Source organism: Arthrobacter sp. B1I2, from assembly GCF_030816485.1.
GTDB lineage: Bacteria > Actinomycetota > Actinomycetes > Actinomycetales > Micrococcaceae > Arthrobacter.
In genome coordinates this window covers 2,346,610-2,372,027 of the sequence record NZ_JAUSYC010000001.1, presented here as the reverse complement: position 1 = coordinate 2,372,027, position 25,418 = coordinate 2,346,610, and the positions used below count along the sequence as shown (strand labels likewise).

The following is a 25,418-nucleotide window of genomic DNA, read 5'->3' as shown; positions in this document are numbered from 1 at the left end:
CCTGCCCTTTGGGGTTCGGGGGTGCCAGTCACAATGCCCTCTTCCGTGGTCCGGGAACCTGGGCATCGGATTCGCGCAGGTACAGGGGTGTGGAGTCCAGCAGGTCGTGTCCGGCAGCCAGCCTTGCCAGGGCGAACTGGCCAAGGTACAGGGCGTCAGGCTGCTCCCCGGCGAACTCGGGGTGGGCCTGAAGTACGCCGGCGTACAGCCCGGCGCCTGCACCGAATGCGGGCAGGTCCGGAAGGTCCGCGGCGAATCCGACATGCGGGCCGTCCTCGAGCAGCGGCAGCTGGCCGTCATCGAGGCTGTAGCGGGCCCAGTAGACCTCTTTCCGGCGGGCATCCGTGACCACCAGGAATTCGGAGACGGCAGCGGTGGATTCGGCCACCTCCAGGGCTAGGGCGTCCAGGCTCATGAGCCCGTGGAGGTGCTTGCCCCAGACAAATGCCAGGGTGCGGGCCGTGGCGATGCCCGAGCGGAGCCCGGTGAACGGGCCGGGACCGACGCCCGCCACCAGCGCGTCGATGTCCTGGCCGGTGACGCCGGCCGAGGCCAGCATGCCGTGGATGCCCGGAGCGAGTACCTCGGCATGGCTGCGTGTGTCCTCGGTGGAGAAGCTGGCCACCACGCCTTCCGGGGCTGTGTCGGACACCAGTGCGGCGCTGGCCACCGCGGATGTGTCAATGGCGAGGATCAGCATGGGACGCTTCCTTCCGGCGCGGCCAGTCCGGGAGCGGTTGCCCACCGCGGCCCGTAGCCGCGCATCACGACGGTGCGGGGCTCGTCGGTGTCTTCGCCGTCGAAGTCCAGGCTTCCACTTCCGGCTCCGCTGTCCCCGGCACCGAGGCCGATGGGACGGACCATGTCGATCTCCAGCCGGCTGTCGCTCAGGTGCTCCACCCGCTCATGCCCCCACTCCACCACGGTCACGGACGAGTCCATGGTGTTTTCGAGGTCAATGTCGTCGATCTCCGCCGCCGAGCCCAGCCGGTACGCGTCCACATGCACCAGGTCAGGGCCGCCGGGCCGCGGCCCGTCCGGCAGGTTCGGATGGATCCGGACCAAAACGAAGGTTGGCGAAATGATGCCTGCGCGGACGCCCAGACCCTCGCCCAGGCCCTGCGTGAAGGTTGTTTTCCCGGCACCCAGCTCGCCGGAGAGCACCACCAGGTCCCCGGCCTGCAGCACCTCCGCCAAACGCGCGCCGAAAGCGTGGGTCTGATCCGCCGTCGTCGCCGTAAACGTCTTTTCCCAGTTGGCGGCCAACTGTTCGGGGGCGCTCATGCGGCCCCCGCCTTGCCCGGCACGCCAACCAAGCCCTTGCCGTTGCCTGCCGGCTCGTCCTCATTGACGAAACGCCGGGGAACTCGGGGGCTGATCCGCGTCACAATTTCATAGTTGATGGTCCCGGCGGCGCGTGCCCAGTCGTCCGCGGTGGGCCCGCCATCGGCGCCGTCCCCGAACAGTTCCGCTTCCGCACCTTGCAGTGCGGCCCCGGAAGCCTCCGCACCGAGGTCGATGACCATCTGGTCCATGGCAATCCGGCCCACCACGGGGTAGGTTTTCCCGGCGACGCGGACGGGCCCTCCGGTGGCGACCCGTGGGACGCCGTCGGCATAACCCAGCGGAATCAGTGCCAGCGTGCTCGCCGTCCGGGTGCGGTAATGCAGCCCATAGGAAACGCCCTGCCCCTCGGGCACGTCCTTGCACTGCGACACCAGGGTGCGCAGCGTCATGGCGGGGCGGAGACCAAGCTCTGCCGAGGTCTGCCCGTCAAATGGCGACAGTCCGTAGATGCCCAGGCCAACACGGACAAGGTCAAAATGGGTGTCCGGCCGGGACAGGGTGGCGGGTGTGTTCGCAAGGTGCCGGACCTCGGGATCCACGCCCGCGTCCTCGGCGATGGCCAGCGCCTCCCTGAATGCGGCCACCTGCTGGTCCGTCTCGGGCCGCTCCGGCTCGTCCGCCACGGCCAGGTGGGAGAAGATGCCCACCACGCGCAGCAGTCCCTGGTCCTGGTAATCTACGGCTTCCCCCACCAGGCGGTCCCAGGTATCAGGGGTGGCTCCGTTGCGTCCCAGCCCGGTGTCCACCTTCAGGTGCACCCGAGCCGGACGCTCCTGGTCACGGGCCGCGGCCACGATGCGTTCCAGCTCCCAACCCGAGCAGCCAATGTCGACGCCGGCGGCCACGGCGGCGCCGAAGTTGCTCTCCGTGGTGTGCAGCCAGGCCAGAAGGGGCGCATCAATGCCGGCAGCGCGAAGCGAGAGGGCCTCGGAAATGTGGGCGACGCCGAGCCAGGCCGCGCCTGCCTGCAGGGCTGCGCGGGCCACGGGGACGGCGCCGTGCCCGTACGCATCTGCCTTGACGACGGCCATGACTTTGGCAGGGGAGGCAGCGGCGGCGAGCCGGCGGACGTTGTGCCGGATGGCGTCCAGGTCAATCACGGCGGACCGCTCATGGCGGGGATCCGGGCCGGAGGCAGCGCTGAACTCACCGGTTGTTGCGGGGTAGGTCACCTAAGTGATTCTAGTGCGGGCACTTCGCGCCGAATAATCGGGGCACCGGTGCTCCCTAAGCATCCGAAAGGTGCGCGATGGTGGCCGCTGCCCTGCGCTGGGCTGCCAGCGGCACGTCTTCGATGATGTCCGCGAGGAACCCGAAGCGCCGCAGCCATTGGCTCGTCTGCCGTTCCGGCCGGGCGTTGGCGCGTCGCCACCAGTCGGCGATGTCGCCCCAGCCCGGGGCCGCCAGCGAGCCGCCCACCTCCTGCACCGCCAGGGCTGCGCACAGGTTGGCGAACCGCAGCCTGTCCCCCAGCGGCCACCCGGCCAGGGTTCCCACGATGAACGCGGCGTCAAAGCAGTCACCGGCTCCGGTGGGGTCGTGCGCCTTGACCGGAAGGGACGGGACCCACTCCTCCTCACCGGTTTCCGAGTCCACCGCCATGGCACCCTGGGCTCCCAGGGTCACGACGGCAACCGGAACGCGGTCCGCCAGCGCATAGAGGGCACTCCACGGGTTGTCCTTGCCCGTGAATGCCATGGCCTCACGCTGGTTGGGCAGGAAGGCGTAGAAGTACTGAAGGTTTTCGAGCCGCACCGGCGCCCACTCCCCGCTGGGATCCCACCCCACATCCCCGAACAGCCTCACCCCGGCCGCATGGGCTGCCCGGGCCCACGGCTCCATCTCCAGGCCTACCTCGGCGATGCCGGCGAGCGTTTTGGGCGGATCTCCGATCAGCTCGGAGTTCGTCACCGGCGCGGAGTGCCCGTGGGTCACCAGGGAGCGGTCCTGGTCCACGCAGAGGGACACCGTCACCGGGGAGTGCCAACCCGGGATGCGGCGGGAGAGGCTGAGGTCCACGTGCTCCTGGCCGGAGAGGATCTTCCAGTTGAAGTCCCCGTAGCCGTCGTCCCCGAACGCGGCAGCGAGACCCGTACGCAGCCCCAGCCTGGCAGCGGCAATAGCCTGGTTGGCCACCCCGCCGGGGCAGCTGCCCATGCCGTCGCTCCAGATTTCCGTACCGGGTTCGGGCCCGTGGGGCAGGCCGGTAAAGATGATGTCCTGGAACACGGTCCCAGCCAATAGCAGGTCGAATCCGGGCTCGACGTGTGAGCGGACGGCGGCCAGGGGATCGTAACGGCGGGCTGGAATCGCGTCCATAGAGCGCAGGATACGCCGTGACACAGTGCTGCGGTAGGGGCCTTGGGAGGGTGTGGACAGGCTGCGGGATGCCCGGCCTACACTGCAGGGTATGCGGCTTCTGATTGCCGGCGGCGGGGGTTTCCGGGTGCCGCTGATCTACCGGGCTTTGGTGTCCGGCCGCTTTTCCGGGCTGGTCACCGAACTGGTGCTGTACGACGTCGATCCCGCCCGCCTTGAGGCCGTCACCGCCGTGCTGGCCAGCATGCCCGGGAATGAGGGTGCCCGCCTTCCGGTCCACGCCACCACCGACCTTGCCGGAGCCCTGCCCGGGACAACCATGGTGTTCGCGGCGATCCGGCCGGGCGGGACTGCTGGGCGCATGGCGGACGAAAAGGTGGCGCAGGAGCTTGGACTCCTCGGACAGGAAACCACCGGGGCCGGGGGAATTTCCTACGCCTTGCGGACCATCCCGCACATGCTGGACCTCGCCCGGCTGATGCGAAAACACTGTCCGGACGCGTGGCTGGTCAACTTCACCAACCCGGCCGGAATGGTCACCGAGGCGCTGGTTCCCGTCCTGGGCCACCGTGTCATCGGGATCTGTGACTCTGCGGGCGGCCTGGTGCAGCGGGCGGCGGACGCTGCACGCGTCCCGTTGCCGGAGGGGCGGCTCGACGGCGTGGGCTACTACGGGCTGAACCATCTGGGCTGGCTGTACCGGCTGGAGTCCAGGGGCCGGGACGTGTTGCCGGACTTGATTGCGGACGCCGGGGCGCTGCAGTCGTTCGAGGAAGGCAGGCTCTTCCCGCAGCCGTTCCTGGCCGGTTTGGGCATGCTTCCGAACGAGTACCTGTACTACTACTACCAGCGCGACGCAGCCCGGCGGGCGATGCGGGCCATGGCGCGCACCCGCGGTGAAACCATCCACAGCCAGCAGCAGGAGCTGTATCCGCGGCTGGCCGCTGCCGGACCTGATGCCTACCGGCTGTGGGAGGAGGCGCGGCGCTCCCGCGAAGAGGGCTACCTGGCCGAGGCCCGGCCTGAGGGCGAGCGCCGGAACGAGGAGGACCTGGCCGGGGGCGGCTATGAGCGGGTTGCGCTGGCGGCCATGCGGGCCCTGGCCGGCGGCGGGAGTACCCAACTGATCCTCAACACCCGGAACGCCGTGGCACCCGCCGGGAAAGCCGGGGAACTGGAACCCCACGCACCCGCCCCCGCCACGGCAACAGCACCCCCTTCCCAAGCCGCCATTCCCGGCCTGCCAGCGGACGCCGTCGTCGAAGTCCCCTGCACTGTCACGGCCAAAGGCGCCGTCCCGCTGCCCCAACAAGCGCCGGTCGAACCGCAGCTGGGACTGCTCCAGCGGGTCAAAGAGGTGGAACGGCTCACTGTGCGTGCTGCCACAACCGGCAGCCGTGCCGCCGCCCTCGAGGCCTTCGCCCGGCACCCGCTCGTGGATTCGCCCGACCTGGCCGCGAAGCTCCTGGCAGGTTACGAGCAGGCATTCCCGGCGTTGGGGAAGATATGGGAGGGCGGCGAGCGTTAGGGGAAGGAGTAGTGTTTTATCGAACGCGCATTGAACCGGCTGCCCTGACATCCGCCGGCCGGAAGGAGGTCCCGTGGCACTGATCCGCAGGGTCGCTCTACTCTCCCTCCACACCTCCCCTATGGAACAGCCGGGTTCGGGCGATGCCGGCGGAATGAACGTCTATATCCGCGAGCTGGCATCGGCGCTGGCCGAGGCGGGTGTGGAGGTGGAGATCTTCACCCGCGCCACCTCAGCCGACCAGCCCGCCGTCGAGCATCCGGATCCCGGCGTATGCGTGCACAATGTCCTGGCCGGCCCGCCCCGGAAGATCCCCAAGGAGGAACTGCCCGGGTTGCTGCACGCCATGGTGGCCGAGATCGAGCAGATCCGGCGCCGGCAGCCGCACGGCCGCTACGACGTGATCCATTCGCACTACTGGGTGTCCGGGATCGCCGGCCTGGAACTGTCGGAGCTGTGGGGCGTGCCGCTGGTGCACACCATGCACACCATGGCCAAGGTCAAGAACCTGCTCCTCGAGTCCGGCGAAAAGCCCGAGCCCCGGCGGCGCGAACTGGGCGAACACCGCATCGTGGACGGAGCGTCCAGGCTCATCGCCAACACCAGCTCCGAGGCCGCCGAACTCGTCTCCCACTACGGCGCCACGTACGACCGCATCGACATTGCGCCGCCCGGGGTTGACCTCAGCACCTTTACGCCCGCGTTCCGGGCGCGGTCGCGGTCCCGACACGGCATCAGTCCGGACACCTTCCACCTGGTGTTCGCAGGCCGCATCCAACGGCTGAAAGGCCCGCACGTCCTGGTCAAGGCCGCGGCACTGCTGCGCAAACGCCGCCCGGACATCGATCTGCACGTCACCATCCTGGGCGCGTTGAGCGGCAGCAAGGAATTCAACCTGCGCTGCCTGGTTGCGGAAGCAGGAATGGCCGACGTCGTCACGCAGCTTCCGCCGGTGAAGGCACCTGAGCTTGCATCCTGGTTCCGCGCGGCCGACGTTGTGGTGATGCCTTCCTTCAGCGAATCCTTCGGGTTGGTGGCACTTGAGGCCCAGGCCTGCGGCACGCCCGTCGTGGCCACCCGCGTCGGCGGCCTTTCCCGCGCCATCTTCCACGGCCGGACCGGTCTGCTGGTGGACGGCCACCACGCTGCCGACTGGGCCGATGCCCTGGAGGCCCTGTACGACGATCCCGCCACCCGCGAGGACCTGGGCCGGGCCGCCGCAATCCGCGCCCAGAACTCCGGTTGGCAGCGCACCGCCGCCATCACGCTGGAAAGCTACCATGCCGCCGTCGACAACTTTGCGGGCCGACGGCTGGCCCCGGTGGTTCCTGCTTCCTGAAACTTCCCCCTGCAAGCGCGGAAGCTGTTAGCTTAGGGGCAGGCCTCCGGCGCCGTCCGGTGCAGGAGCCTGTGCAGGAAAGGACAAGGATGTCTGCTCTCCCTTCTGATCTTCAGATAGCCCGGGCTGCCCGGATCCAGCCCATCGAGGACATCGCGGCGGCCGCGGGGATCAACCCGGAAGCCCTGGAGCAGTACGGGCGGTACAAGGCCAAGATCGATCCGGCCAGGCTCGCAGCGCCGGATCCGCACGGCAAGGTGGTGCTGGTCTCGGCCATGTCCCCCACCCCGGCCGGCGAAGGCAAATCCACCACCACCGTGGGACTGGCAGATTCCCTGGCCCGGGCAGGCCACAAGGTGATGATCGCGTTGCGGGAGCCGTCGCTCGGTCCGGTGCTGGGCATGAAAGGCGGGGCCACCGGCGGCGGCTACTCACAGGTGCTCCCCATGGACGAAATCAACCTGCACTTCACCGGCGACTTCCATGCCATCACCTCGGCCAACAACGCCCTGATGGCCCTGGTGGACAACCACATCTACCAGGGCAACGCGCTGAACATCGATCCGCGGCGGATGACCTTCAAACGCGTCCTGGACATGAACGACCGGTCCCTGCGGGAGGTGGTCATTGGCCTGGGCGGGCCTTCGCAGGGCGTGCCGCGGCAGGACGGGTTCGACATCACCGTGGCGTCCGAGGTCATGGCCGTCTTCTGCCTCGCCACGGACCTGGCTGATTTGCGTTCCCGGCTGGGCCGGATCACGTTCGGCTACACCTATGACCGGGTGCCGGTGACGGTGGCGGACCTTGGGGTGGAGGGCGCCTTGACGCTGCTCCTCAAGGAGGCGGTCAAACCCAACCTGGTGCAGAGCATCGCCGGCACCCCGGCCCTGGTCCACGGCGGGCCCTTCGCGAACATCGCCCACGGCTGCAATTCGCTGATTGCCACGCAGACCGCCCGGCGGCTGGCGGACATCGTGGTGACGGAAGCAGGTTTCGGGGCTGACCTGGGGGCCGAGAAGTTCATGGACATCAAGGCCCGGTACGGTGGCCTGGCACCCTCCGCTGTTGTGGTCGTGGCCACCGTGCGGGCCCTGAAGATGCAGGGCGGGGTACCAAAGGACCGGCTGGCCCAGCCGGATGTAGCGGCCCTCGAAGCAGGGGTGGCGAACCTGCGCCGGCACGTGCGCAACGTGGAGAAGTTCGGGGTTACCCCCGTGGTGGCCATCAACAGGTTCTCGTCCGATTCGCCCGAGGAACTCGACTGGCTTCTGGCCTGGTGCGCAGCCGAGGGGGTTCGCGCCGCCGTCGCCGATGTCTGGGGGCGCGGCGGCGGGGGCGACGGCGGTGACGAACTGGCAGCCCTCGTTGTGCAAGCGGCGGAGGGGCCCAACAGCTTCCGGCACCTCTATGCCCTGGGACTGCCGCTTGAGGACAAGATCCGGACCATTGCCCAGGAAATTTACGGCGCGGACGGTGTGGACTTCTCCGTGCCGGCCTTGAAGCGCCTGGCGGACATCGAACGGAACGGCTGGGGCGCACTGCCCGTGTGCATGGCCAAGACGCAGTACTCGTTCACTGATGACGCCTCCCGCCTGGGCGCGCCCAAGGGGTTCACCATCCATGTACGCGACCTGCTGCCCAAGACGGGTGCCGGCTTCATCGTGGCCCTGACCGGTGCCGTGATGACCATGCCCGGCCTCCCTCCCGTCCCGGCGGCCCTGCGCATGGACGTGGACGCGGACGGCAACCCGGTAGGCCTCACCTAGCCCCAGAGTTGCTCCATCACTTTTGGTCCCTAAAACCCCGGTTTAGCGACCAAAAGTGGTGGAGCAACAACGGGTGTGGATAACTTCTGCGCGGCCACCAGCATGCGGGGAACAATGAGGCGCATGCGACCAGTTTCGCCGTTGCCGGCCCACCTCGAGTCTGTACCATTCACCGTCAGCGAAGCGCGGGCAGCAAACCTCAGCAGGGGCCGGCTCCGATCGTCGGACCTGGCTTCCGCAGGGCGGCTGCTGTATCTTCCCGCCGGTTGGGAATTCGAGCTACCCTCTTTGGCCCGGGCCCTGTCGGCCGCGACGCCCGGAGCGTGGGTATCCCACCTCACTGCAGCCGTCCTGCTTGGGCTGTGGCTCCCGGCCTGGCTCCAGCACTGCCGGGACCTGCACCTGAGCAAGCCAAGGTCGCTGCCGCAGGTCCGGCGTCACGGGGTCGTTGGTCACACCGTGTTGGCATACGACGACGAAATCATGCTTTGGGAGGGCATCCGGATCTCTACCCCTGCACGGACGTGGCTGGACCTTGCCCGCGTGCTGCCCCTGGAAGACCTCATCGCCTTGGGAGATCAATTGATCCGCCAGCCGCGCCAGGAACTTGAACTGCGCTCCCAGCCCTGGTCAACGGTCCAGGAGCTTCGGGAGATGCTGACGCGGCACCCAAAGATGCAGGGCATCGTGAAGGCACGTGCCGCCGTCGAAATGATCCGTGCGGGCGTGGATTCGGCTCCGGAAACCTTTCTGCGCCTTGCCATGATTGACGCAGGGCTTCCCGAGCCCGAGCTCCAGGTGCAGATCATCCCCGGCGATTCCTACTCGCCCGCTGCGGACCTGGGTTACCGGCGGCACCGGATTGCCATCCAGTACGACGGCGGACATCACCTCACCCGGGAACAGCAGTCCCGGGACAACCGCCGCGACGCCGCCTTCTTCTCTGCGGGGTGGCGGTACTTCAAGTTCAACGCTGACGACCTCGCCAACGACTTCCACAGGGCGGTTGGCCAGGTCCGAATGGCGCTTCGGGAGCCTTAGACACAAGTTGCTCTATCAGATTTGGTCCCCAACCCGGAGGTTTAGGGACCAAATCTGATAGAGCAACCAGGGGGGTGGAGGCTTAGCGCTCCAGGTCGCCGCGGATGAAGGCCTCGACCTTTTCACGGGCGAGGTCGTCGTTGAACTGCTCGGGCGGGGACTTCATGAAGTAGCTCGAAGCGGACAGCAGCGGGCCGCCGATGCCACGGTCAAGGCCGATCTTGGCGGCACGGATGGCATCGATGATCACACCGGCGGAGTTGGGCGAATCCCAGACTTCCAGCTTGTACTCCAGCGACACCGGGGCGTCACCGAAGTTCCGGCCTTCCAGGCGCACGAACGCCCACTTGCGGTCATCCAGCCACTGCACGTAGTCGGACGGGCCGATGTGGACGTCCTTGGCGGCCAGCTCAGCCTCGACGTTGGAGGTCACGGCCTGGGTCTTGGAGATCTTCTTGGACTCGAGGCGGTCACGCTCCAGCATGTTCTTGAAGTCCATGTTGCCGCCGACGTTCAGCTGGTACGTGCGGTCCAGGGTGACGCCCCGGTCCTCGAACAGCTTCGCCATCACGCGGTGGGTGATGGTGGCGCCGATCTGGCTCTTGATGTCGTCGCCCACGATCGGAACACCCGCGGCGGTGAACTTGTCCGCCCATTCCTTGGTGCCGGCAATGAAGACCGGCAGGGCGTTGACGAACGCCACGCCGGCGTCGATCGCGGCTTGGGCGTAGAACTCGGCTGCCTGCTGGGAACCGACGGGCAGGTAGCATACCAGGACGTCAACCTCGGCGTCCTTGAGTGCCTGCACCACGTCCACGGGCTCTTCGGTGGATTCCTCGATGGTCTCGAGGTAGTACTTGCCCAGCCCGTCCAGGGTGTGGCCACGCTGGACCGTAACACCTGTGGGCGGAACGTCGGCGATCTTGATGGTGTTGTTCTCGCTGGCCAGGATGGCGTCGGAAAGGTCAACACCGACCTTCTTGCCGTCAACATCAAACGCGGCGACGAACTGAACGTCACCTACGTGGTACTGGCCAAACTCAACGTGCATCAAGCCCGGAACAGTCTCCGCGGGATCGGCGTCCTTGTAGTACTGGACGCCCTGCACCAGCGAGGCGGCGCAGTTGCCCACGCCAACGATTGCAACACGGATGGGATGTGAAGACACAGAACTCCTTTGGGGACAAACGTCAGCCGGCCGGGTTTGCTACGCAGAAGGTACGACGGCGGCCGGCTGGCACGGCGCCACGCGGCGCCTCTTCATACTACCCAAAGGAGCGGGACCGGGCATGGTGCGCCCGGTCCCGCTTTGTTAAGACAACAGCCGTCAGGCGTTTTGCTTCCAGAGGTTGATGTCCGACTCCACCGCGAATTCATCGATTGCGGTGAGTTCGTCGTCCGTGAAAACCAGGTTGTTGATGGAGGACAGCGTGTCCTCCAACTGCCGGACGCTGGATGCGCCCACCAGTGCCGACGTAACGGGCGAGCCCTTGGGCTGGTCCCGCAGGATCCAGGCGATGGCCATCTGGGCCAGTGACTGGCCGCGGCCCTCAGCGATCTTCCGCAGCCCGCGGACCCGGTCCAGCTTCTCCTCCGTAATGGAGTCCTCGGAGAGGAACCGGGCCTTGGCTGCCCGCGAATCGGCGGGGATGCCGTGAAGGTAGCGGTCCGTGAGCATCCCCTGGGCAAGTGGCGAGAAGGCGATGGACCCGGCACCCACCTGGTCCAGCACCTCGTACAGGTTCGGCGACCCGTCCTCGGTCCAGCGGTTGAGCATGGAGTAGCTGGGCTGGTGGATCAGCAGCGGCGTACCCAGTTCCTTGAGGATGCGGGCGGCTTCAAGGGTCTGCTCCGGAGTGTAGGAGGAAATGCCGGCGTACAGCGCCTTGCCGGAACGGACGGCGTAGTCAAGGGCGCCCATGGTCTCTTCCATGGGTGTTTCAGGATCGGGCCGGTGGCTGTAGAAGATGTCCACATAGTCCAGGCCCATGCGCTGCAGCGACTGGTCCAGGCTGGAGATCAGGTATTTGCGGGAACCCCATTCGCCGTAGGGACCCGGCCACATGTAGTAGCCGGCCTTGGTGGAAATGACCAGTTCGTCGCGGTAGGGCTTGAAGTCGTCCCGCAGGTGGCGGCCGAAGTTGGTTTCGGCGGAGCCGTCCGGCGGGCCGTAGTTGTTGGCGAGGTCGAAGTGGTTCACACCGAGGTCGAAGGCACGGCGGAGGATGTCGCGCTGTTCCTCGAAACGTTTGTCGTCGCCAAAGTTGTGCCACAGGCCCAGGGAGATGGCCGGAAGCTTGAGCCCGCTGCGGCCCACCCGGCGGTAGGGCATGGATTCGTAACGGTTGTCCGCTGCTGAATAAGTCATACGTTCCATCCTGCCAGTTGTGACGCGCGCTACACGCCAGGTGTTGGGCGCCGAGCAAAAAAGTTACGCCGCGGACCAGGTCCGCGGCGTAACTTCTCCCGTTTAGGACTTGAGGATCGCGGCGCTCCATGGCGCCAGTTCCAGGGATCCGCCGTCCTGCGCGGTTCCTTCGTCCGTGGCCAGGAGGACGCTGCCGGAGGCTTCGTCCAGCCGGACCTTCGAGTCCGAGATATTCACCAGAACCTCGACGGACCCGCGCCGGAACCGCAGCCAGCCGGCGTCATCGTCGAACGAAACCCCGGTTTCGCCAAAGCCAAGCCCGGCCAGTTCCGAATGCTCGCGGCGCAGGGCCGTCAGCGCCCGGTACAGCTCCAGGAGCCGGGCGTGGTCACCTGTGGCGGCCTCGGCCCAGTCCAGCTTGGACCGGCGGAAGGTTTCGGGGTCCTGCGGGTCAGGCACGACGGCGGGATCCCACCCCATGCGCTCGAACTCCTTGATGCGCCCTTCCGCAGTGGCCTTGCCGAGCTCCGGTTCGGGATGCGAGGTGAAGAACTGCCACGGCGTGGAGGCGCCGTATTCCTCGCCCATGAACAGCATGGGCGTGAACGGGGACGTCAGCGTGAGGACCGCGGCCACGGCCAGCTGCCCGTAGGACAGGGACTGAGAGAGCCTGTCCCCCGTGGCCCGGTTGCCGATCTGGTCGTGGTTCTGGTTGCAGACCACCAGCGCCGCCGGCTGCACCAGGTTGGCGTTAATGGGCCGGCCATGATGGCGTCCACGGAAGCTGGAGTAGCTGCCGTCGTGCAGGAATCCGTCCTTCAGCACCTTGGCCAGGACGGCCAGGGATTCGAAGTCCGAGTAGTAGCCGGTGGTCTCGCCACTGACGCTGACGTGCACGGCATGGTGGAAGTCGTCACTCCACTGCCCGGCCAGCCCGTACCCGTTCACATCCCGGGGGTAGAGCAGGCGCGGGTTGTTCAGGTCCGATTCCGCGATGAGCGTCTTGGGCAGCCCGGTCTCGGCCGAAATGGCGTCGCCCAAAGCCCCCAGGTCCTCCAGGATGTGCACCGCACGTTCGTCCCGCAGAGCGTGCACGGCATCGAGGCGGAGCCCGTCCACGTGGTAGTCGCGCAGCCAGAGTGCGGCGTTGTCCAGGATGTATTCGCGCACCACATCCGAGCCGGGTCCGTCCAGGTTCACCGAATCGCCCCAAGTGTTGGCGTCGCCCTGCTTGAGGTAGGGGCCGAACTTGGGCAGGTAGTTCCCGCTGGGTCCAAGGTGGTTGTACACCACGTCCTGGATGACGCCCAGTCCGGCGGCGTGGGCGGCGTCCACGAAGCGCTGGTACGCGGCTGGTCCGCCGTAGCCTTCATGCACGGTGTACCACTGGACGCCGTCATAGCCCCAGTTGTGGGTGCCGTTGAAGCCGTTGACGGGCAGGAGCTCCACGAAGTCGATGCCCAGGTCCGCCAGGTAGCCCAGCTTCTCCACGGCGGCATCCAGGGTTCCTTCGGGCGTGAACGTGCCTACGTGGAGTTCGTAGATCACGCCGCCTTGCAGGTCCTTGCCGCGCCAGCCGGAATCCTGCCAGGCATAGGCGGCGGGATCGTAGGTCCGGGACTGCTCATGCACGCCGGAGGGAAGCCTGCGGGACCGGGGGTCCGGGATGGGAGTGGTGTCCCCGTCCAGCAGGTAGCCGTAGTCCACGTCGCCGTCCGCAGGAGCGTCGGGCGCCGTCCACCACCCTTCCGAGCCCGGCTCCGTTTCCTTCTTCTGCATGGGGTACTGCCGGCCGTCGGCCAGCAGGATGACGGACTCGGCGTCCGGCGCCCACACATCGAAGCGTTCGGGTCCAACGTTGACCAGGGTCATGCCTTTTCTCCATCCACGGGTACCAGCAGGGCCACCGGGTAGGTACCCAGGACCTCTGCCACCGAAACCCGGCCAGGTCCGTACCCGGCCCCGGTGAGTTCGTCACGCATGGCAGCGGGAAGCTCGACGGCGGTGTCCCGCCAGCCGCCGCCGGCTTCCAGTCCGGCGGGGAGCCGGGTGGCAAGCGTGAGGGCGCCGGAGGAGGCGTCGGTTCCGCGGCTGAACGCGAGCAGGTGCCCGGCGGCCGTGCCGGTGGCTGCCACCGGCGCGTATCCCTGGAACAGCTCGGGCCGGTCCCGGCGCAGGCGCAGTGCCCGCGAGGTGACCAAAAGCTTGCTGGCCTCCGTGCCCGCGTCAGGCAACGTGCCGGCGTCGAGCTTTGCCAGCTCCGCCTGCCGTGCGCCAAAGTCCACGGGCCGGCGGTTGTCCGGGTCCGTCAGCGACCGTTCCCAGAACTCGCTGCCCTGGTACACGTCCGGTACGCCGGGCATGGTCAGCTGGACCAGTTTCGCGGAAACCGAGTTGGCGGCGGAGAAGGCGTCGATGCGGGCCACGAAGTCGTCAACCACTTTGGCAACCTTGGCGTCGTCGAAGACTGCGTCCACGGCGGCCTTCACCTTGGCCTCAAAGTCCTCGTTGGGATCAGTCCACTTCGTGGAGTTGCCGGCCTCCCGGGCCGCCTTCTCGGCGTAGCCCTGCAGCCGTTCCCGGCTTGCCGGCCAGGCCCCGACGATTGCCTGCCACAGCAGGTTCTCGTACGGCCCGTCCGGGATCGGCGTCAGGCCACGCAGCGTCTCGAGTGTGTCCGCCCACTCCTGCGGCAGCTCGGCGATGACCGAGATGCGTGCCCGGGCGTCCTCGCTGCGCTTGGTGTCGTGGGTGGACAGGGTGGTCATGGACAGCGGCAGTTCCTGCTGGCGCCGCTGCATTCGGTGGTGGAATTCCTCCGGTGCCACGGCGAACTCGGTGGGCTCGGCGCCTACCTCGGTCAGGGTGCCCAGCCGGGTGTAGCGGTAGAACGCAGTGTCCTCCACGCCCTTGGCCATGACCATGCCGGAGGTCTGCTGGAACCGGACGGCAATGGGTTCGGCAGGATCCAGCAGCAGCGGAAGGAGGGTGCCCACCGCCACTTCCAGGTCCGGCCGGTGCGCCGCGGCGGACTCGCAGGCCTCCTTGAGGACGTCGGCACCCACCGGAAGGTACGACCGGTACACCGGGAAGGACGCGATGATCTCGGCGATGGCATCGGCTGCCTGGTCCACGGGGAGCCCGCGGGACTCCGGGACCAGCCGGGCCAGCCGCAGCACTTCCGAGCGCAGGATGCCGTCGGCGATCATGCGTTTGGTGCCACGGATCATTTCGGCATAGTCCGCAGGTTCCGGGGTTCCACGCAGCCTGGCATCCAGTGTGTCCAGGGCCTGCTGCCCTGCCGGGTCCACGAAGACCCGGTCCACGTCCGCCAGCGCGTCGTATCCGGTGGTGCCTTCGCAGGCGAAGTCCTGCGGCAGCACTTCGCCCGGTTCCAGGATCTTCTCCACCAGGACGTACGCGCCGCCGCTGAGGTCCTTGAGCCAGCGGAGGTAGCCGGCGGGATCAGCCAGCCCGTCCGGGTGGTCCACGCGGAGCCCGTCCACCAGGCCGTCGGTGAACCAGCGGCCCACCTCGGCATGGGCCTTTTCGAAGACGGACGGTACTTCCACCCGGATGCCGGCGAGCGTGGTGACCGCAAAGAAGCGCCGGTAGTTCAGCTCGGCGTCGGCGCGGCGCCAGTCCATCAGCTGGTAGTGCTGCCGGGAGTGGACGTCCTGCGGGGAGTCACCCTCGCTGTACGTGCCCTCGGCCAGGGGGAACCGGTGGTCGTAGTAGCGGAGCTCGCCGTCCTTGACCTCCAGCTTGTCCAGGTCCGCATCGGAGCCCAGCATGGGAAGCCGGACCTTTCCGCCGCCCAGGTCCCAGTCGACGTCGAACGCTTCGGCGTACGGCGATTCGCGGCCGTCCTTGAGCAGGGACCACCACCACGGGTTCTGCGGCGGGGAGGCCACGCCCACGTGGTTGGGCACGATGTCCACCAGGACGCCCATGTCGTGCTCGCGGGCTGCCTTGGAGAGGGCCAGCAGGCCTTCCGGGCCGCCGCGGTCCGGGTCCACGGCGGAGGGATCGGTTACGTCGTAGCCGTGGTCCGAGCCCTTCTCCGCGGTGAGGATGGGCGACAGGTACACCCAATCCACGCCGAGGTCCTTCAGGTACGGGACCTGCTGGGCAGCGTCGAACAGGGTGAAGCTGCTGCGGATCTGCAGGCGGTAAGTGGAGACCGGGGTCCTCATGCCTTTGTTGCCCTTTCCTCGCTTGCTTCCGCTGCCTTGGTCTGGGCTTCCACCATCTCCTCCTGGGCTTCCTCATGCTCGGCCATGGAGGCCAGGGAAGCCGCGGCGGAAAGGTCCACTTCTTCCTCGGGGCCGGAGTAGGCGCGCAGCACCACCATCGACTTCGCTTCCAGCGTCAGTGTCGCCTTCGCCTTGAGGGGCTCGTAGGCATCGGCCTGCTTGGCCGTATCAACCAGCACCTCCCAGTACTGGGCGTACTCGTCGGAGGGCAGGCAGAAGTCCACAACGTCGTCGTGGGCGTTGAAGGCCATGATGAAGCTGTCGTCAGTAATCCGGCGGCCGCGGGAATCCTGTTCCTGGATGCCGTCGCCGTTGTAGAACACGCCGATGGTCCGGCCGAAGCCGCTTCCCCAGTCCTCCGGCAGCATTTCGGTGCCGTCGGTCTTCAGCCAGACGATGTCCGGCAGCTTCTCGCCTTCGCCGCGGCGTACCGGCCGGCCGTCGAAGAAGCGGCTGCGGCGGAACGTGGGGTGGTCGTGGCGGATCCTGTTGACGAAGGCGGTGAACTCCACGAGCGGCTGGTCCATGGCTTCCCAGTGGATCCAGCTGAGCTCGGAGTCCTGGCAGTAGGTGTTGTTGTTGCCCTGCTGGGTGCGGCCGAGTTCGTCGCCGTGAAGCAGCATGGGCACGCCCTGGGAGAGCAGCAGGGTGGCAATGAAGTTCCTCTGCTGGCGGGCGCGCAGGGTCAGGACCTTGTCATCGTCCGTGTCGCCTTCAACGCCGCAGTTCCAGGACCGGTTGTGCGATTCGCCGTCGTTGTTGCCTTCGCCGTTGGCCTCGTTGTGCTTCTCGTTGTAGGAGACCAGGTCCCGCATGGTGAAGCCGTCGTGGGCGGTGACGAAGTTGATCGAGGCCACGGGGCGGCGGGCGGAGCTTTCGTAAAGGTCGGCGGAGCCGGTCAGCCGGGAAGCGAACTCGCCCAGGGTGGAGGGCTCACCGCGCCAGAAGTCGCGGACGGTGTCGCGGTACTTGCCGTTCCATTCCGTCCACTGCGGCGGGAAGTTGCCCACCTGGTAGCCGCCCGGGCCCACGTCCCAGGGCTCGGCGATCAACTTGACCTGGGAAACTACCGGGTCCTGCTGGATGAGTTCGAAGAAGGTGGAGAGCTTGTCCACATCGTAGAACTCACGGGCCAGTGTGGAGGCGAGGTCGAAACGGAAGCCGTCCACATGCATCTCGGTGACCCAGTAGCGCAGGGAGTCCATGAGCAGCTGCAGGGAGTGCGGGTGGCGCACGTTCAGCGAGTTGCCGGTGCCGGTGTAGTCCATGTAGTGCTTGAGGTCGTTATCCACCAGGCGGTAGTAGGCCTGGTTGTCGATCCCCTTGAAGGACAGCGTGGGGCCAAGGTGGTTGCCTTCGGCGGTGTGGTTGTAGACGACGTCGAGGATCACTTCGATGCCCGCGCGGTGCAGGTCGCGGACCATGGCCTTGAATTCCTGCACCTGGTGGCCCACGTCGCCCGTGGAGCTGTAGGTGTTCTGCGGGGCGAAGAACCCGATGGTGTTGTAGCCCCAGTAGTTGTTGAGCCCCTTCTCCACCAGGGTGCCGTCGTTGACGAACTGGTGGACGGGCATGAGCTCGATGGCGGTGACGCCGAGCTTCTTCATGTGGTCGATGACCGCGGGGTGGGACACGCCGGCGTAGGTGCCGCGCTGCTCGTCGGGGATCTCCGGGTGCAGCTCGGTCAGGCCCTTGACGTGGGCTTCGTAGATGACGGATTCGTGGTACGGGATCCGCAGCTGGCGGTCGCCGTCCCACTCAAAGAAGGGGTTGATGACCACGCCGTGCATGGTGTGCGGAGCTGAATCGGCGTCGTTGCGGGAATCGGGGTCGCCGAATTCGTAGGAGAAGAGCGCAGGGTCCCAGTCGATCTGGCCCTGGATGGCCTTGGCGTAGGGGTCCATGAGCAGCTTGTTCGGGTTGAAGCGGTTGCCGCTCGCGGGATCGTAGGGGCCGTGCACGCGGTAGCCGTACTTCTGGCCGGGCTGGATGTGCGGCAGGTAGCAGTGCCACACGTATCCGTCCACCTCGGTCAGTTCGATCCGGGTTTCGGTCAGGTCATCGGACAGGAGGCAGAGTTCCACCCGCTCGGCCCGTTCGCTGAACAGGGCGAAATTGGTGCCGGTGCCGTCAAAGGTAGCTCCCAGCGGGTAGGCGTTTCCAGGCCAGACTTCCATCGTGCTCCTCATTTATTGGTCAGCAGCAACGGCATCGGAACGCCCCTGCTGCTGGTGCGAACTAATGCCTACCGTAATGGCTGGCTGTGACTATTACGTTTCCAGGCTCCATAGTTACTAAGCAGGCTTACTTTACCCCAGATTTCTGGTACGGCATTCGCCACGCTGCCCGCGGTGACCGGGCCGCCCGATACGCCATCCGACGCCGCCCTCCCGGCCCGGCCGTGCAGGGCGGCCCCGAGCGCGGCGATGGCAGCCCACCGCCCGTCCGCCTCGATGCCCACTTCACGGAAGCGGCCGACGTCGGGCCCCGCCTGGGCCAGCAGCGCACCGATGACGCCGGCCAGGACGTCCCCGCTGCCGGCAGTGGCGAGCCAGGGCGTACCGTCGGCCTGGCTGAAGGTATGGCCCGAGGGCGCGGCCACGAGGGTGCTGGCGCCCTTGAGCAGGACGGTGGCCCCGGTGCGGTCGGCAGCCTGGCGGACAGCGGCGAGCGTCCCGGCTTCCACCGCCTCCCGGTCCTCCCCGCCGCCCAGGCGCTGGAACAGGCATGCGAGCTCCCCGGCATGCGGCGTCAGCACCACGTGCGGGGCGAGGGTGTCAGGAAGGGCGGGCAGCGCGCCGGCGTCGGCCACCACCGGAAGGCCGGACGCAATCGCATGCCCGGCCCGGGCCAGCTGCTCGTGGTCCTGCGGCCCCATCCCGGAGCCCACCAGCCACGCCTGCACCCGGTTGTCGGCCACGCTTCCCGTGCTGCAAACCACCTCCGGGCAGGACTGCCGGACCAGGTCGGCCACCGACGGCGGACCGAGGTACCGGACCATGCCCACTCCCGCGGCCAGGGCACCCCTGCATGCGAGGACTGCTGCCCCTGGGTAGTCCTCGGATCCGGCCACCACTCCCAGCACGCCGCGGGAGTATTTTTGCGCGCGCCGTGCGGGCTGCGGCAGGAGGCGTGCCAGGTCGGCGTCCTCCAGCCGGCGCAGTGACGGCTTCGGCAAATGCTCCTCAATCCCGATCGGCACCACCAGCACCCGGCCGGCATGGTCTGCGCCGGGATCGGCCAGCAGGCCGGCCTTCGCTCCCCCGAAGGTGACGGTCAGGTCCGCCGGCAGGACCGGACCGGCGGCCTCGCCGGTATCCGCGTCGACGCCGCTGGGGAGGTCGCAGGCCACCACGAGCCCGGGCATGTCTCCGTCAGTGAGGGCCTGGACCAGCTCCGCGGCACTCCCCCGCAGCCCGCCCTTCGCGCCGGTTCCCAGCACGGCGTCGATCACGACGTCGGCAGCGGCGGTTTCCGCCGCGAGTGCCGGAAGTGCCGAATCCGTAAGCCGGTGCACCCTGCCGCCCGCACGCTCGAACGCGGCCAGCCCGGCCTGATGGGCGGAATCCCCGGTGAGTACCGCCGTCGTGCGCATCCCGCGGGTGGCAAGGAAGGCGGCCGCGTAGAGACCATCGCCACCGTTGTTGCCCTTGCCGGCCAGCACCACCACGCGGGCGCCGCTCAGGCGGCGGCCGCGGGACTTGAGTTCATGGACGACGGCGTTGGCCAGGCCGTGCGCGGCGCGCTGCATGAGCACGTCCCCCAGGCCGGCGGCCAGGAGGGGCTCCTCGGCTGCACGGACCTGGGTTCCGGTGTAGGCGCTGATCATGCTGCGGCCGGGTCAGCCTTCGGCCAGGACCGTGGCCGTAGCGATGCCGCCGTCGTGGCTGATGGACAGGTGCCAGCGCTTGACGCCCTTGGCCTCGGCAACCGCCAGGACGGTCCCCTTGACCTGGACGGTGGGCCCGTTGTGGTCCAGGCCGATCCAGCAGTCCTGCCAGTTCATGCCGGCGGGGGCACCGAGGACCTTGGCCACCGCTTCCTTCGCGGCGAACCGGGCAGCCAGGGACCGGGTGTTCAGTTCCCGTTCCGCCGGCACGAACAGGCGGTCCCTCAGGCCCGGCGTCCGTTCCAGCTGGCGGCCGAACCGCTCGATGTCTACTACGTCTACCCCAATGCCAACGATCATGCGCTTTATTCTACGGTGGCCCTCCCGGCCGGAAGCCGGCGGATGCCGCAGTTCCGGCGGGATAGCGCCCTTGTCCGCCATCAGCGCAAACGTGAGGTTTTGGCACGGCAGTGTTAACGGCGGAAGCCCCAGGCCGCGAGGGCCCGGGGCTTCCGGCTGTTCAGGGAGTAACCGCTACTCGACGGTGACGCTCTTGGCGAGGTTGCGGGGCTGGTCCACGTCGTAGCCCTTGGCCGCTGCCAGTTCCGCGGCGAAGATCTGCAGCGGGACCGTGGTCAGCAGGGGCATGAGCAGGGTGGGGGTTTCGGGGACGTAGAAGACGTACTCGGCGTAGGCCTTGACGGCTTCGTCGCCTTCCTCGGCGATGACCAGGGTCCGGGCGCCACGGGCACGGACTTCCTGGATGTTGGAGACCACCTTGGCGTGCAGCGAGTCCCGGCCGCGCGGGGACGGGACCACAACGAACACCGGCTGGCCGTCATCGATCAGTGCGATGGGGCCGTGCTTGAGCTCGCCGGCGGCGAAGCCTTCGGCGTGGATGTACGCGATTTCCTTGAGCTTCAACGCGCCTTCGAGGGCCACGGGGTAGCCTACGTGCCGGCCCAGGAAGAGCACGGACTTCTCGTCCGCCATGCTGCGGGCCAGTTCGCGCAGCGGCCCTGCGTTGTCCAGGATCTTCTGGATCTTCGCGGGGATCTTGTTCAGGTCCGCGAGGACGTCCTTGATCTGGCCGGAGAAGATGTTCCCGCGCAGCTGCGCCAGGTACAGGCCCAGCAGGTACGCGGCGGTGATCTGCGCCAGGAAGGCCTTGGTGGATGCCACCGCGATCTCCGGGCCGGCGTGCGTGTACAGCACGGCGTCGGACTCGCGCGGAATGGTGGAGCCGTTGGTGTTGCAGATGGAGATGGTCTTGGCGCCCTGCTCCCGGGCGTACCGGACGGCCATCAGGGTGTCCATGGTCTCGCCGGACTGGCTGATGGACACCACCAGGGTGTTCTCGTCCAGGATCGGGTCCCGGTAGCGGAACTCGTGCGCCAGCTCCACCTCGGTGGGGATCCGGCACCAGTTCTCGATGGCGTACTTGGCCACCATGCCCGCGTACGCAGCGGTGCCGCAGGCCAGCACGATGATCTTGTTGACCTGCTTCAGGCGCTCCGGATCGATCCGCAGCTCATCCAGGGTCAGGTTGCCCTTGATGTCCGAACGCCCCAGCAGGGTCTGTGCCACGGCATCGGGCTGGTCATGGATTTCCTTCTCCATGAACGAGGAGAAGCCGCCCTTTTCCGCCGAGGCCGGGTCCCAGTCCACGTGGTATTCCTTGCCCTGGGCCGGGTTGCCGTAGAAATCGGTGATGTCCACCGTGTCCGCGGTGATAGTGACAATCTGGTCCTGGCCCAGCTCCACCGCGCGGCGGGTGTAGTCGATGAACCCGGAGACGTCCGAGCCCAGGAAGTTCTCGCCCTCGCCCAGGCCCACCACCAGCGGTGAGTTGCGGCGGGCGGCCACGACGACGTCGGGCTGCTCCGCGTGCACGGCCAGCAGCGTGAAGGCACCCTCCAGGCGCTGGCAGGCCAGCTCCATGGCACGGGTCAGGCCACCGTTCGCGGGGTCACCGCCCAGCTTGTTCCGCAGGATGTCGGCCAGCAGCGCGGCAGCGACCTCGGTGTCCGTCTCGGACAGGAACGTCACGCCCTTTTCCAGCAGCTCGAGCTTGAGCTCGGCGAAGTTTTCGATGATGCCGTTGTGGATCACGGCCAGCTTGCCGCCGTCAGCCAGGTGCGGGTGCGCGTTGCGGTCCGTCGGGCCGCCGTGCGTGGCCCAGCGGGTGTGCCCGATGCCGGTCACCGCTTCAGGCAGCGGGCGGGCCTCCAGCTCAGCGATCAGGTTGCTCAGCTTCCCGGACTTCTTCCGCGACTCGATGGTCCCCTTGGACACCACCGCCACCCCGGCAGAGTCATAACCGCGGTACTCCAGGCGGCGCAGTCCCTCGAGGACAACGTCCAGCGCACTGTGACCGTTAATTGCACCGTCAGTCGAACGGCCTACGTATCCCACGATTCCACACATAGGCACAAGACTATCGGCAGCGCGGCTGTTGCTCTAAACCGGCAGGCCGCCCTGCGGGGCTTCCGTGACGGGCACCGCCGCGCTGAGCAGGGGCGTCATTTCGCGATGGGCCGGGCGGGGGGCAGAATCTTTAGCGTGACTTCGCAACGCAATGAAGCGAACGGGGAGGGTGCCTCGCCGTTCGTGGAGCTGGACCGGCATACCTGGTCCCGGCTCGCAGCCCAGATGGAACAGCCCCTTAACGAAGAGGATGTGCTGCGCCTTCGCGGGCTCGGCGACCCCCTGGACATCGATGAAGTCAGGGACGTTTACCTGCCGCTGTCGCGGCTCCTGCACCTGTACGTCGAGGCGGCCGGGCAGCTGCACGCGGCCACCACCACCTTCCTGGGCGAGCAGACCCAGCGCACCCCGTTCGTGATCGGCGTGGCCGGATCGGTTGCCGTGGGCAAGTCCACCATCGCCCGCGTGTTGCGCGAGATGCTGCGCCGCTGGCCGGGCACCCCCAACGTGGAGCTCATCACCACGGACGGATTCCTCTACCCCCTGGCCGAGCTCAAGCGCCGGCAGCTGCTGGACCGGAAGGGCTTCCCGGAATCCTATGACCGCCGGGCGCTGCTGCGCTTCGTGAGTGAGATCAAGGGCGGCGCCGAGGAAGTGCGCGCGCCCTGGTACTCCCACGTCACGTACGACATCGTGCCGGGCAAGGAAGTGGTGGTCCGCCGCCCGGACGTGCTGATCGTGGAGGGCCTGAACGTGCTGGCCCCGGCTAGGCCCCGGCATGACGGCCGCCAGGGGCTGGCGCTGAGTGACTTCTTTGACTTCTCCATCTACGTCGATGCCAAGACCTCGTACATCGAGGAGTGGTACGTGGACCGGTTCCGGAAGCTGCGAAGCACCGCGTTCGCGCAGCCGGAGTCCTACTTCCACCGCTACGCCACGCTGTCCGATGAGGAAGCCGAAAGCACCGCGCGCGACATCTGGAAGCGCATCAACGAGCCCAACCTGGAGGAGAACGTCCTGCCCACTCGGGGCCGGGCGCAGCTGGTGCTGACCAAAGAAGCGGACCACTCCATCCGCCGCATGCTCCTCCGGAAGGTGTAGCACAGGTGTGCTACCAATGCGGGTCGCCCAGTCGGCGCAGCTTCGCCCGCTTCCTCGCAGCGGGGGCCGGGCTGACGGTCCTGGCAGCCTGCACGCCGGAGGCACCCAAGGCGGTGGCGCCGTCGTCCGCTCCTTCCTCCGCCTCCCCCTCCCCTGCTGCCGTCACCGCTTCAGCGGGCCCGACGGCGGAAGCCGCCCCCGTGAGCGGGTCACCGGAGGCGCCGTCCCCCACGCCGTCTCCGTCGGCCACCCTGGCGCGGCAGTTTTCGCTGGACGACCCAGCCAGCCAGTGGGTCATCGTGAACAAGCACCGGCCCCTGAACCCGGCGGACTACGTGCCGGCCGACCTGGCCCAACCCGCCGTCGCCATTTCCGCCGCAGGTGAGGCGGCGCTGCTGAACAGCACGACGGCGGCAGCGGCCGAGGCGATGTTCGCGTCGGCAGCGGCGGACGGCGTGGCGATGGTCCTGGCCAGCGGCTACCGCTCGTACGGCACGCAGGTGACCACCTACAACGGGTACGTCGCCGCACGCGGGCAGGCCGACGCCGATACCGCCAGCGCCCGGCCCGGCCACTCCGAGCACCAGACGGGGTGGGCATTCGACATTGCCGACGGCGGCGGAGCCTGCAGCTTCCAGCCGTGTTTCGCCGACCAGCCCGCCGCGTCCTGGGCGAAGGCGAACGGGCACCGGTTCGGGTTTGTGGTGCGGTACCCGTGGATGCTGCACCCTATCACCGGGTACTACTACGAGCCGTGGCACCTGCGGTACGTGGGGGTGGAGGCGGCCACGGACATGGTGAACCGCGGCATTGGCACGCTGGAGGAATACTTCGGCCTGGAGGCGGCACCCGCGTACTTGTGACAAAGCGGCGAATTTAGACTGCGCATCCTGACAACCTCAATTTCGGTCTGCCGTATGCCGTTATTTCCTCAAGTCTTGCGAAGGATTTAGCGCCAGATGGTTATTTGTAGCTGGTTCTCATAGATTGACGACATGGTTATGGATGCCGGAGCCCTTTGGCTCGACCTCGTTGATGACGTTCGCTGGTATCCCTCACCCCATAACTCCCAGCCGATCAAGCTGAGGGCCATCAGTGACACGGCGGCAGTTGTTTATTATGACCTCGACCTGGGATTGCCTGCCGAATCTTTTGGTATCCCTTTTGGCCATGTCTGTGCAGGTGTCTTCTTGGAGTCCTTATCTGTGGTCGCGGAAGCCCGCGGCTACAGGACAATAGAATTCCTCGAACATTCGGAAATGGATTTCGCTGCCACAGACCGCTTGCATCGTATTGGGACAGTGCGATTGGAACCCCTCCCCGAGGACGACGAGTTGCAGTCCGCAGCTCAACGTCGGTTGGCTGCATTCCGGTCAAGACGAACTTCCCGCCGGCCCTATGACAGCAAGCTTGTTGACGCCGAGCTACTGACGTCAGCTTATTCAATCGCCGCCGCGCAAGGATACGAATTCCGGTCGACCACCGACGCCCGCATTGTTTCTTTACTTGTGCAAATCAACCAGAAGACCCTGTTTTCCGACTTGCGCAATGATGCCGTCTACGCCGAGATTATGCATTGGCTGCGGTTCTCGAAGGATGAAGCGGCAGCGCTGGCCGACGGTCTTAGTGCAGAAACCATGATCATGCCGGGTCCTGTGCTTCGTTTCGCCATGCGGCACCGCGGCTTGTGGTCCTTCCCCGTAATCGGCGGCTTAATCAGAGCCATCTACTTGCGCACCATGCGTGGGGTGCGTCAGCTCGGGTGGCTCGAAGGCCCCTTCGACAAGCCGGCGGATTACTTGGAAGCCGGGCGTACGTTCATGCGGGTCTGGCTATTTTTCTCTGAAAAAGGCGTGTGCCTTCATCCCTTCGGCACTGTCATCACCAACCCGGTCTCTCACGCCGAATTCGTCCGGGCGGCGGGAATTAATGAAACCGCGGGCAGAATGGCCTGGATGCTCTTCAGGTTCGGATACAGCGCCACCCCTCCAGCCGCGCACCGCCGCCCGGCCGCCTCGACCCTGCTTAGTCCATTGCCTGAGGACACATCACTACAGGAGCCCCTCCGTGAATAAAACGTTCGTATTCGCATTCGTT

Annotated in this window: 19 protein-coding genes; 7 read left to right on the top strand and 12 right to left on the bottom strand. The window is 67.1% G+C overall.

What is annotated here, in order from left to right:
• Positions 1-28 precede the first annotated feature (28 nt).
• Genes tsaB through QFZ57_RS11110 form a run of 4 tightly spaced genes read right to left on the bottom strand, consistent with a single transcriptional unit; the run spans position 29 to position 3,666 of the window.
• Positions 29-700 carry a tRNA (adenosine(37)-N6)-threonylcarbamoyltransferase complex dimerization subunit type 1 TsaB gene (gene tsaB, locus QFZ57_RS11125; RefSeq protein WP_306900251.1) on the bottom strand — a complete coding sequence of 224 codons (672 nt, stop codon included), beginning with the start codon at positions 698-700 and terminating at the stop codon, positions 29-31.
• Complete coding sequence (gene tsaE / locus QFZ57_RS11120; protein WP_306900249.1) at positions 694-1,284, bottom strand: tRNA (adenosine(37)-N6)-threonylcarbamoyltransferase complex ATPase subunit type 1 TsaE; 591 nt, start codon at positions 1,282-1,284, stop codon at positions 694-696. The genes tsaB and tsaE overlap by 7 nt, the downstream gene beginning before the upstream one ends.
• Positions 1,281-2,519, bottom strand: coding sequence for an alanine racemase (gene alr / locus QFZ57_RS11115; RefSeq protein WP_306900247.1), 1,239 nt, complete (start codon positions 2,517-2,519; stop codon positions 1,281-1,283). Before alr ends, tsaE begins: the two co-directional genes overlap by 4 nt.
• 55 nt (positions 2,520-2,574) lie before the next feature.
• Complete coding sequence (locus QFZ57_RS11110) at positions 2,575-3,666, bottom strand: carbohydrate kinase family protein (protein ID WP_306900245.1); 1,092 nt, start codon at positions 3,664-3,666, stop codon at positions 2,575-2,577.
• A 91-nt stretch (positions 3,667-3,757) separates the two neighbouring features.
• On the opposite strand from QFZ57_RS11110, the gene QFZ57_RS11105 reads away from it, so the two are divergent.
• From QFZ57_RS11105 to QFZ57_RS11090, 4 genes are all read left to right on the top strand, one after another.
• A complete protein-coding gene (locus tag QFZ57_RS11105; RefSeq protein ID WP_306900242.1) occupies positions 3,758-5,194 on the top strand; it encodes a family 4 glycosyl hydrolase in 1,437 nt (478 codons plus the stop codon).
• Positions 5,195-5,267: 73 nt separating this feature from the next.
• The gene (gene mshA / locus QFZ57_RS11100) at positions 5,268-6,533 is read left to right on the top strand and encodes a D-inositol-3-phosphate glycosyltransferase (protein ID WP_306900240.1); all 1,266 of its coding nucleotides are present in this window, start codon (positions 5,268-5,270) and stop codon (positions 6,531-6,533) included.
• Between the two features lie 89 nt (positions 6,534-6,622).
• Positions 6,623-8,299, top strand: coding sequence for a formate--tetrahydrofolate ligase (locus tag QFZ57_RS11095; RefSeq protein WP_306900238.1), 1,677 nt, complete (start codon positions 6,623-6,625; stop codon positions 8,297-8,299).
• 123 nt (positions 8,300-8,422) lie between these two features.
• The gene (locus QFZ57_RS11090) at positions 8,423-9,340 is read left to right on the top strand and encodes a DUF559 domain-containing protein (RefSeq protein WP_306900236.1); all 918 of its coding nucleotides are present in this window, start codon (positions 8,423-8,425) and stop codon (positions 9,338-9,340) included.
• An 82-nt stretch (positions 9,341-9,422) separates the two neighbouring features.
• Here QFZ57_RS11090 and QFZ57_RS11085 read toward each other — a convergent pair whose 3' ends face one another.
• The 8 genes from QFZ57_RS11085 to glmS form a co-directional block, all read right to left on the bottom strand.
• Positions 9,423-10,508, bottom strand: coding sequence for an inositol-3-phosphate synthase (locus QFZ57_RS11085; protein WP_306630480.1), 1,086 nt, complete (start codon positions 10,506-10,508; stop codon positions 9,423-9,425).
• Positions 10,509-10,667: 159 nt separating this feature from the next.
• Positions 10,668-11,708: an L-glyceraldehyde 3-phosphate reductase gene (gene mgrA / locus QFZ57_RS11080; RefSeq protein ID WP_306900232.1), complete on the bottom strand. Its 1,041-nt coding sequence runs from the start codon at positions 11,706-11,708 to the stop codon at positions 10,668-10,670.
• A 102-nt stretch (positions 11,709-11,810) separates the two neighbouring features.
• Entirely contained in the window at positions 11,811-13,580 is a 1,770-nt protein-coding gene (gene treZ / locus QFZ57_RS11075) for a malto-oligosyltrehalose trehalohydrolase (protein ID WP_306900230.1), read from the bottom strand.
• Positions 13,577-15,904, bottom strand: a complete 2,328-nt coding sequence (gene treY / locus QFZ57_RS11070; RefSeq protein ID WP_306900228.1) for a malto-oligosyltrehalose synthase — start codon at positions 15,902-15,904, stop codon at positions 13,577-13,579. The genes treZ and treY overlap by 4 nt, the downstream gene beginning before the upstream one ends.
• Positions 15,901-18,141 carry a glycogen debranching protein GlgX gene (gene glgX, locus QFZ57_RS11065; RefSeq protein WP_306900227.1) on the bottom strand — a complete coding sequence of 747 codons (2,241 nt, stop codon included), beginning with the start codon at positions 18,139-18,141 and terminating at the stop codon, positions 15,901-15,903. Before glgX ends, treY begins: the two co-directional genes overlap by 4 nt.
• Before the next feature lie 68 nt (positions 18,142-18,209).
• Entirely contained in the window at positions 18,210-19,793 is a 1,584-nt protein-coding gene (locus tag QFZ57_RS11060; RefSeq protein ID WP_306900225.1) for an NAD(P)H-hydrate epimerase, read from the bottom strand.
• 12 nt (positions 19,794-19,805) lie between these two features.
• On the bottom strand, positions 19,806-20,153 hold the full coding sequence (locus tag QFZ57_RS11055) for a holo-ACP synthase (RefSeq protein WP_013601780.1): 348 nt from the start codon (positions 20,151-20,153) through the stop codon (positions 19,806-19,808).
• Positions 20,154-20,327: 174 nt separating this feature from the next.
• On the bottom strand, positions 20,328-22,220 hold the full coding sequence (glmS, locus tag QFZ57_RS11050; RefSeq protein ID WP_306630474.1) for a glutamine--fructose-6-phosphate transaminase (isomerizing): 1,893 nt from the start codon (positions 22,218-22,220) through the stop codon (positions 20,328-20,330).
• 105 nt (positions 22,221-22,325) lie between these two features.
• Here glmS and coaA point away from each other — a divergent pair, with 105 nt between their 5' ends.
• From coaA to QFZ57_RS11035, 3 genes are all read left to right on the top strand, one after another.
• A complete protein-coding gene (gene coaA, locus QFZ57_RS11045; protein ID WP_306630473.1) occupies positions 22,326-23,321 on the top strand; it encodes a type I pantothenate kinase in 996 nt (331 codons plus the stop codon).
• A gap of 5 nt (positions 23,322-23,326) precedes the next feature.
• The gene (locus QFZ57_RS11040; RefSeq protein WP_306900220.1) at positions 23,327-24,184 is read left to right on the top strand and encodes a M15 family metallopeptidase; all 858 of its coding nucleotides are present in this window, start codon (positions 23,327-23,329) and stop codon (positions 24,182-24,184) included.
• A 132-nt stretch (positions 24,185-24,316) separates the two neighbouring features.
• Positions 24,317-25,396 carry a hypothetical protein gene (locus tag QFZ57_RS11035; protein WP_306900218.1) on the top strand — a complete coding sequence of 360 codons (1,080 nt, stop codon included), beginning with the start codon at positions 24,317-24,319 and terminating at the stop codon, positions 25,394-25,396.
• The last annotated feature ends 22 nt before the right edge of the window (positions 25,397-25,418 follow it).

Bases quoted from the DNA above. Each gene is read 5' to 3' on its own strand.
- tsaB (WP_306900251.1), bottom strand. From the start codon at position 700: ATGCTGATCCTCGCCATTGACACATCCGCGGTGGCCAGCGCCGCACTG.
- tsaE (WP_306900249.1), bottom strand. From the start codon at position 1,284: ATGAGCGCCCCCGAACAGTTGGCCGCCAACTGGGAAAAGACGTTTACG.
- QFZ57_RS11110 (WP_306900245.1), bottom strand. From the start codon at position 3,666: ATGGACGCGATTCCAGCCCGCCGTTACGATCCCCTGGCCGCCGTCCGC.
- QFZ57_RS11105 (WP_306900242.1), top strand. From the start codon at position 3,758: ATGCGGCTTCTGATTGCCGGCGGCGGGGGTTTCCGGGTGCCGCTGATC.
- QFZ57_RS11095 (WP_306900238.1), top strand. From the start codon at position 6,623: ATGTCTGCTCTCCCTTCTGATCTTCAGATAGCCCGGGCTGCCCGGATC.
- QFZ57_RS11090 (WP_306900236.1), top strand. From the start codon at position 8,423: ATGCGACCAGTTTCGCCGTTGCCGGCCCACCTCGAGTCTGTACCATTC.
- mgrA (WP_306900232.1), bottom strand. From the start codon at position 11,708: ATGACTTATTCAGCAGCGGACAACCGTTACGAATCCATGCCCTACCGC.
- treZ (WP_306900230.1), bottom strand. From the start codon at position 13,580: ATGACCCTGGTCAACGTTGGACCCGAACGCTTCGATGTGTGGGCGCCG.
- treY (WP_306900228.1), bottom strand. From the start codon at position 15,904: ATGAGGACCCCGGTCTCCACTTACCGCCTGCAGATCCGCAGCAGCTTC.
- glgX (WP_306900227.1), bottom strand. From the start codon at position 18,141: ATGGAAGTCTGGCCTGGAAACGCCTACCCGCTGGGAGCTACCTTTGAC.
- QFZ57_RS11060 (WP_306900225.1), bottom strand. From the start codon at position 19,793: ATGATCAGCGCCTACACCGGAACCCAGGTCCGTGCAGCCGAGGAGCCC.
- QFZ57_RS11055 (WP_013601780.1), bottom strand. From the start codon at position 20,153: ATGATCGTTGGCATTGGGGTAGACGTAGTAGACATCGAGCGGTTCGGC.
- glmS (WP_306630474.1), bottom strand. From the start codon at position 22,220: ATGTGTGGAATCGTGGGATACGTAGGCCGTTCGACTGACGGTGCAATT.
- coaA (WP_306630473.1), top strand. From the start codon at position 22,326: ATGGGCCGGGCGGGGGGCAGAATCTTTAGCGTGACTTCGCAACGCAAT.
- QFZ57_RS11035 (WP_306900218.1), top strand. From the start codon at position 24,317: ATGGTTATGGATGCCGGAGCCCTTTGGCTCGACCTCGTTGATGACGTT.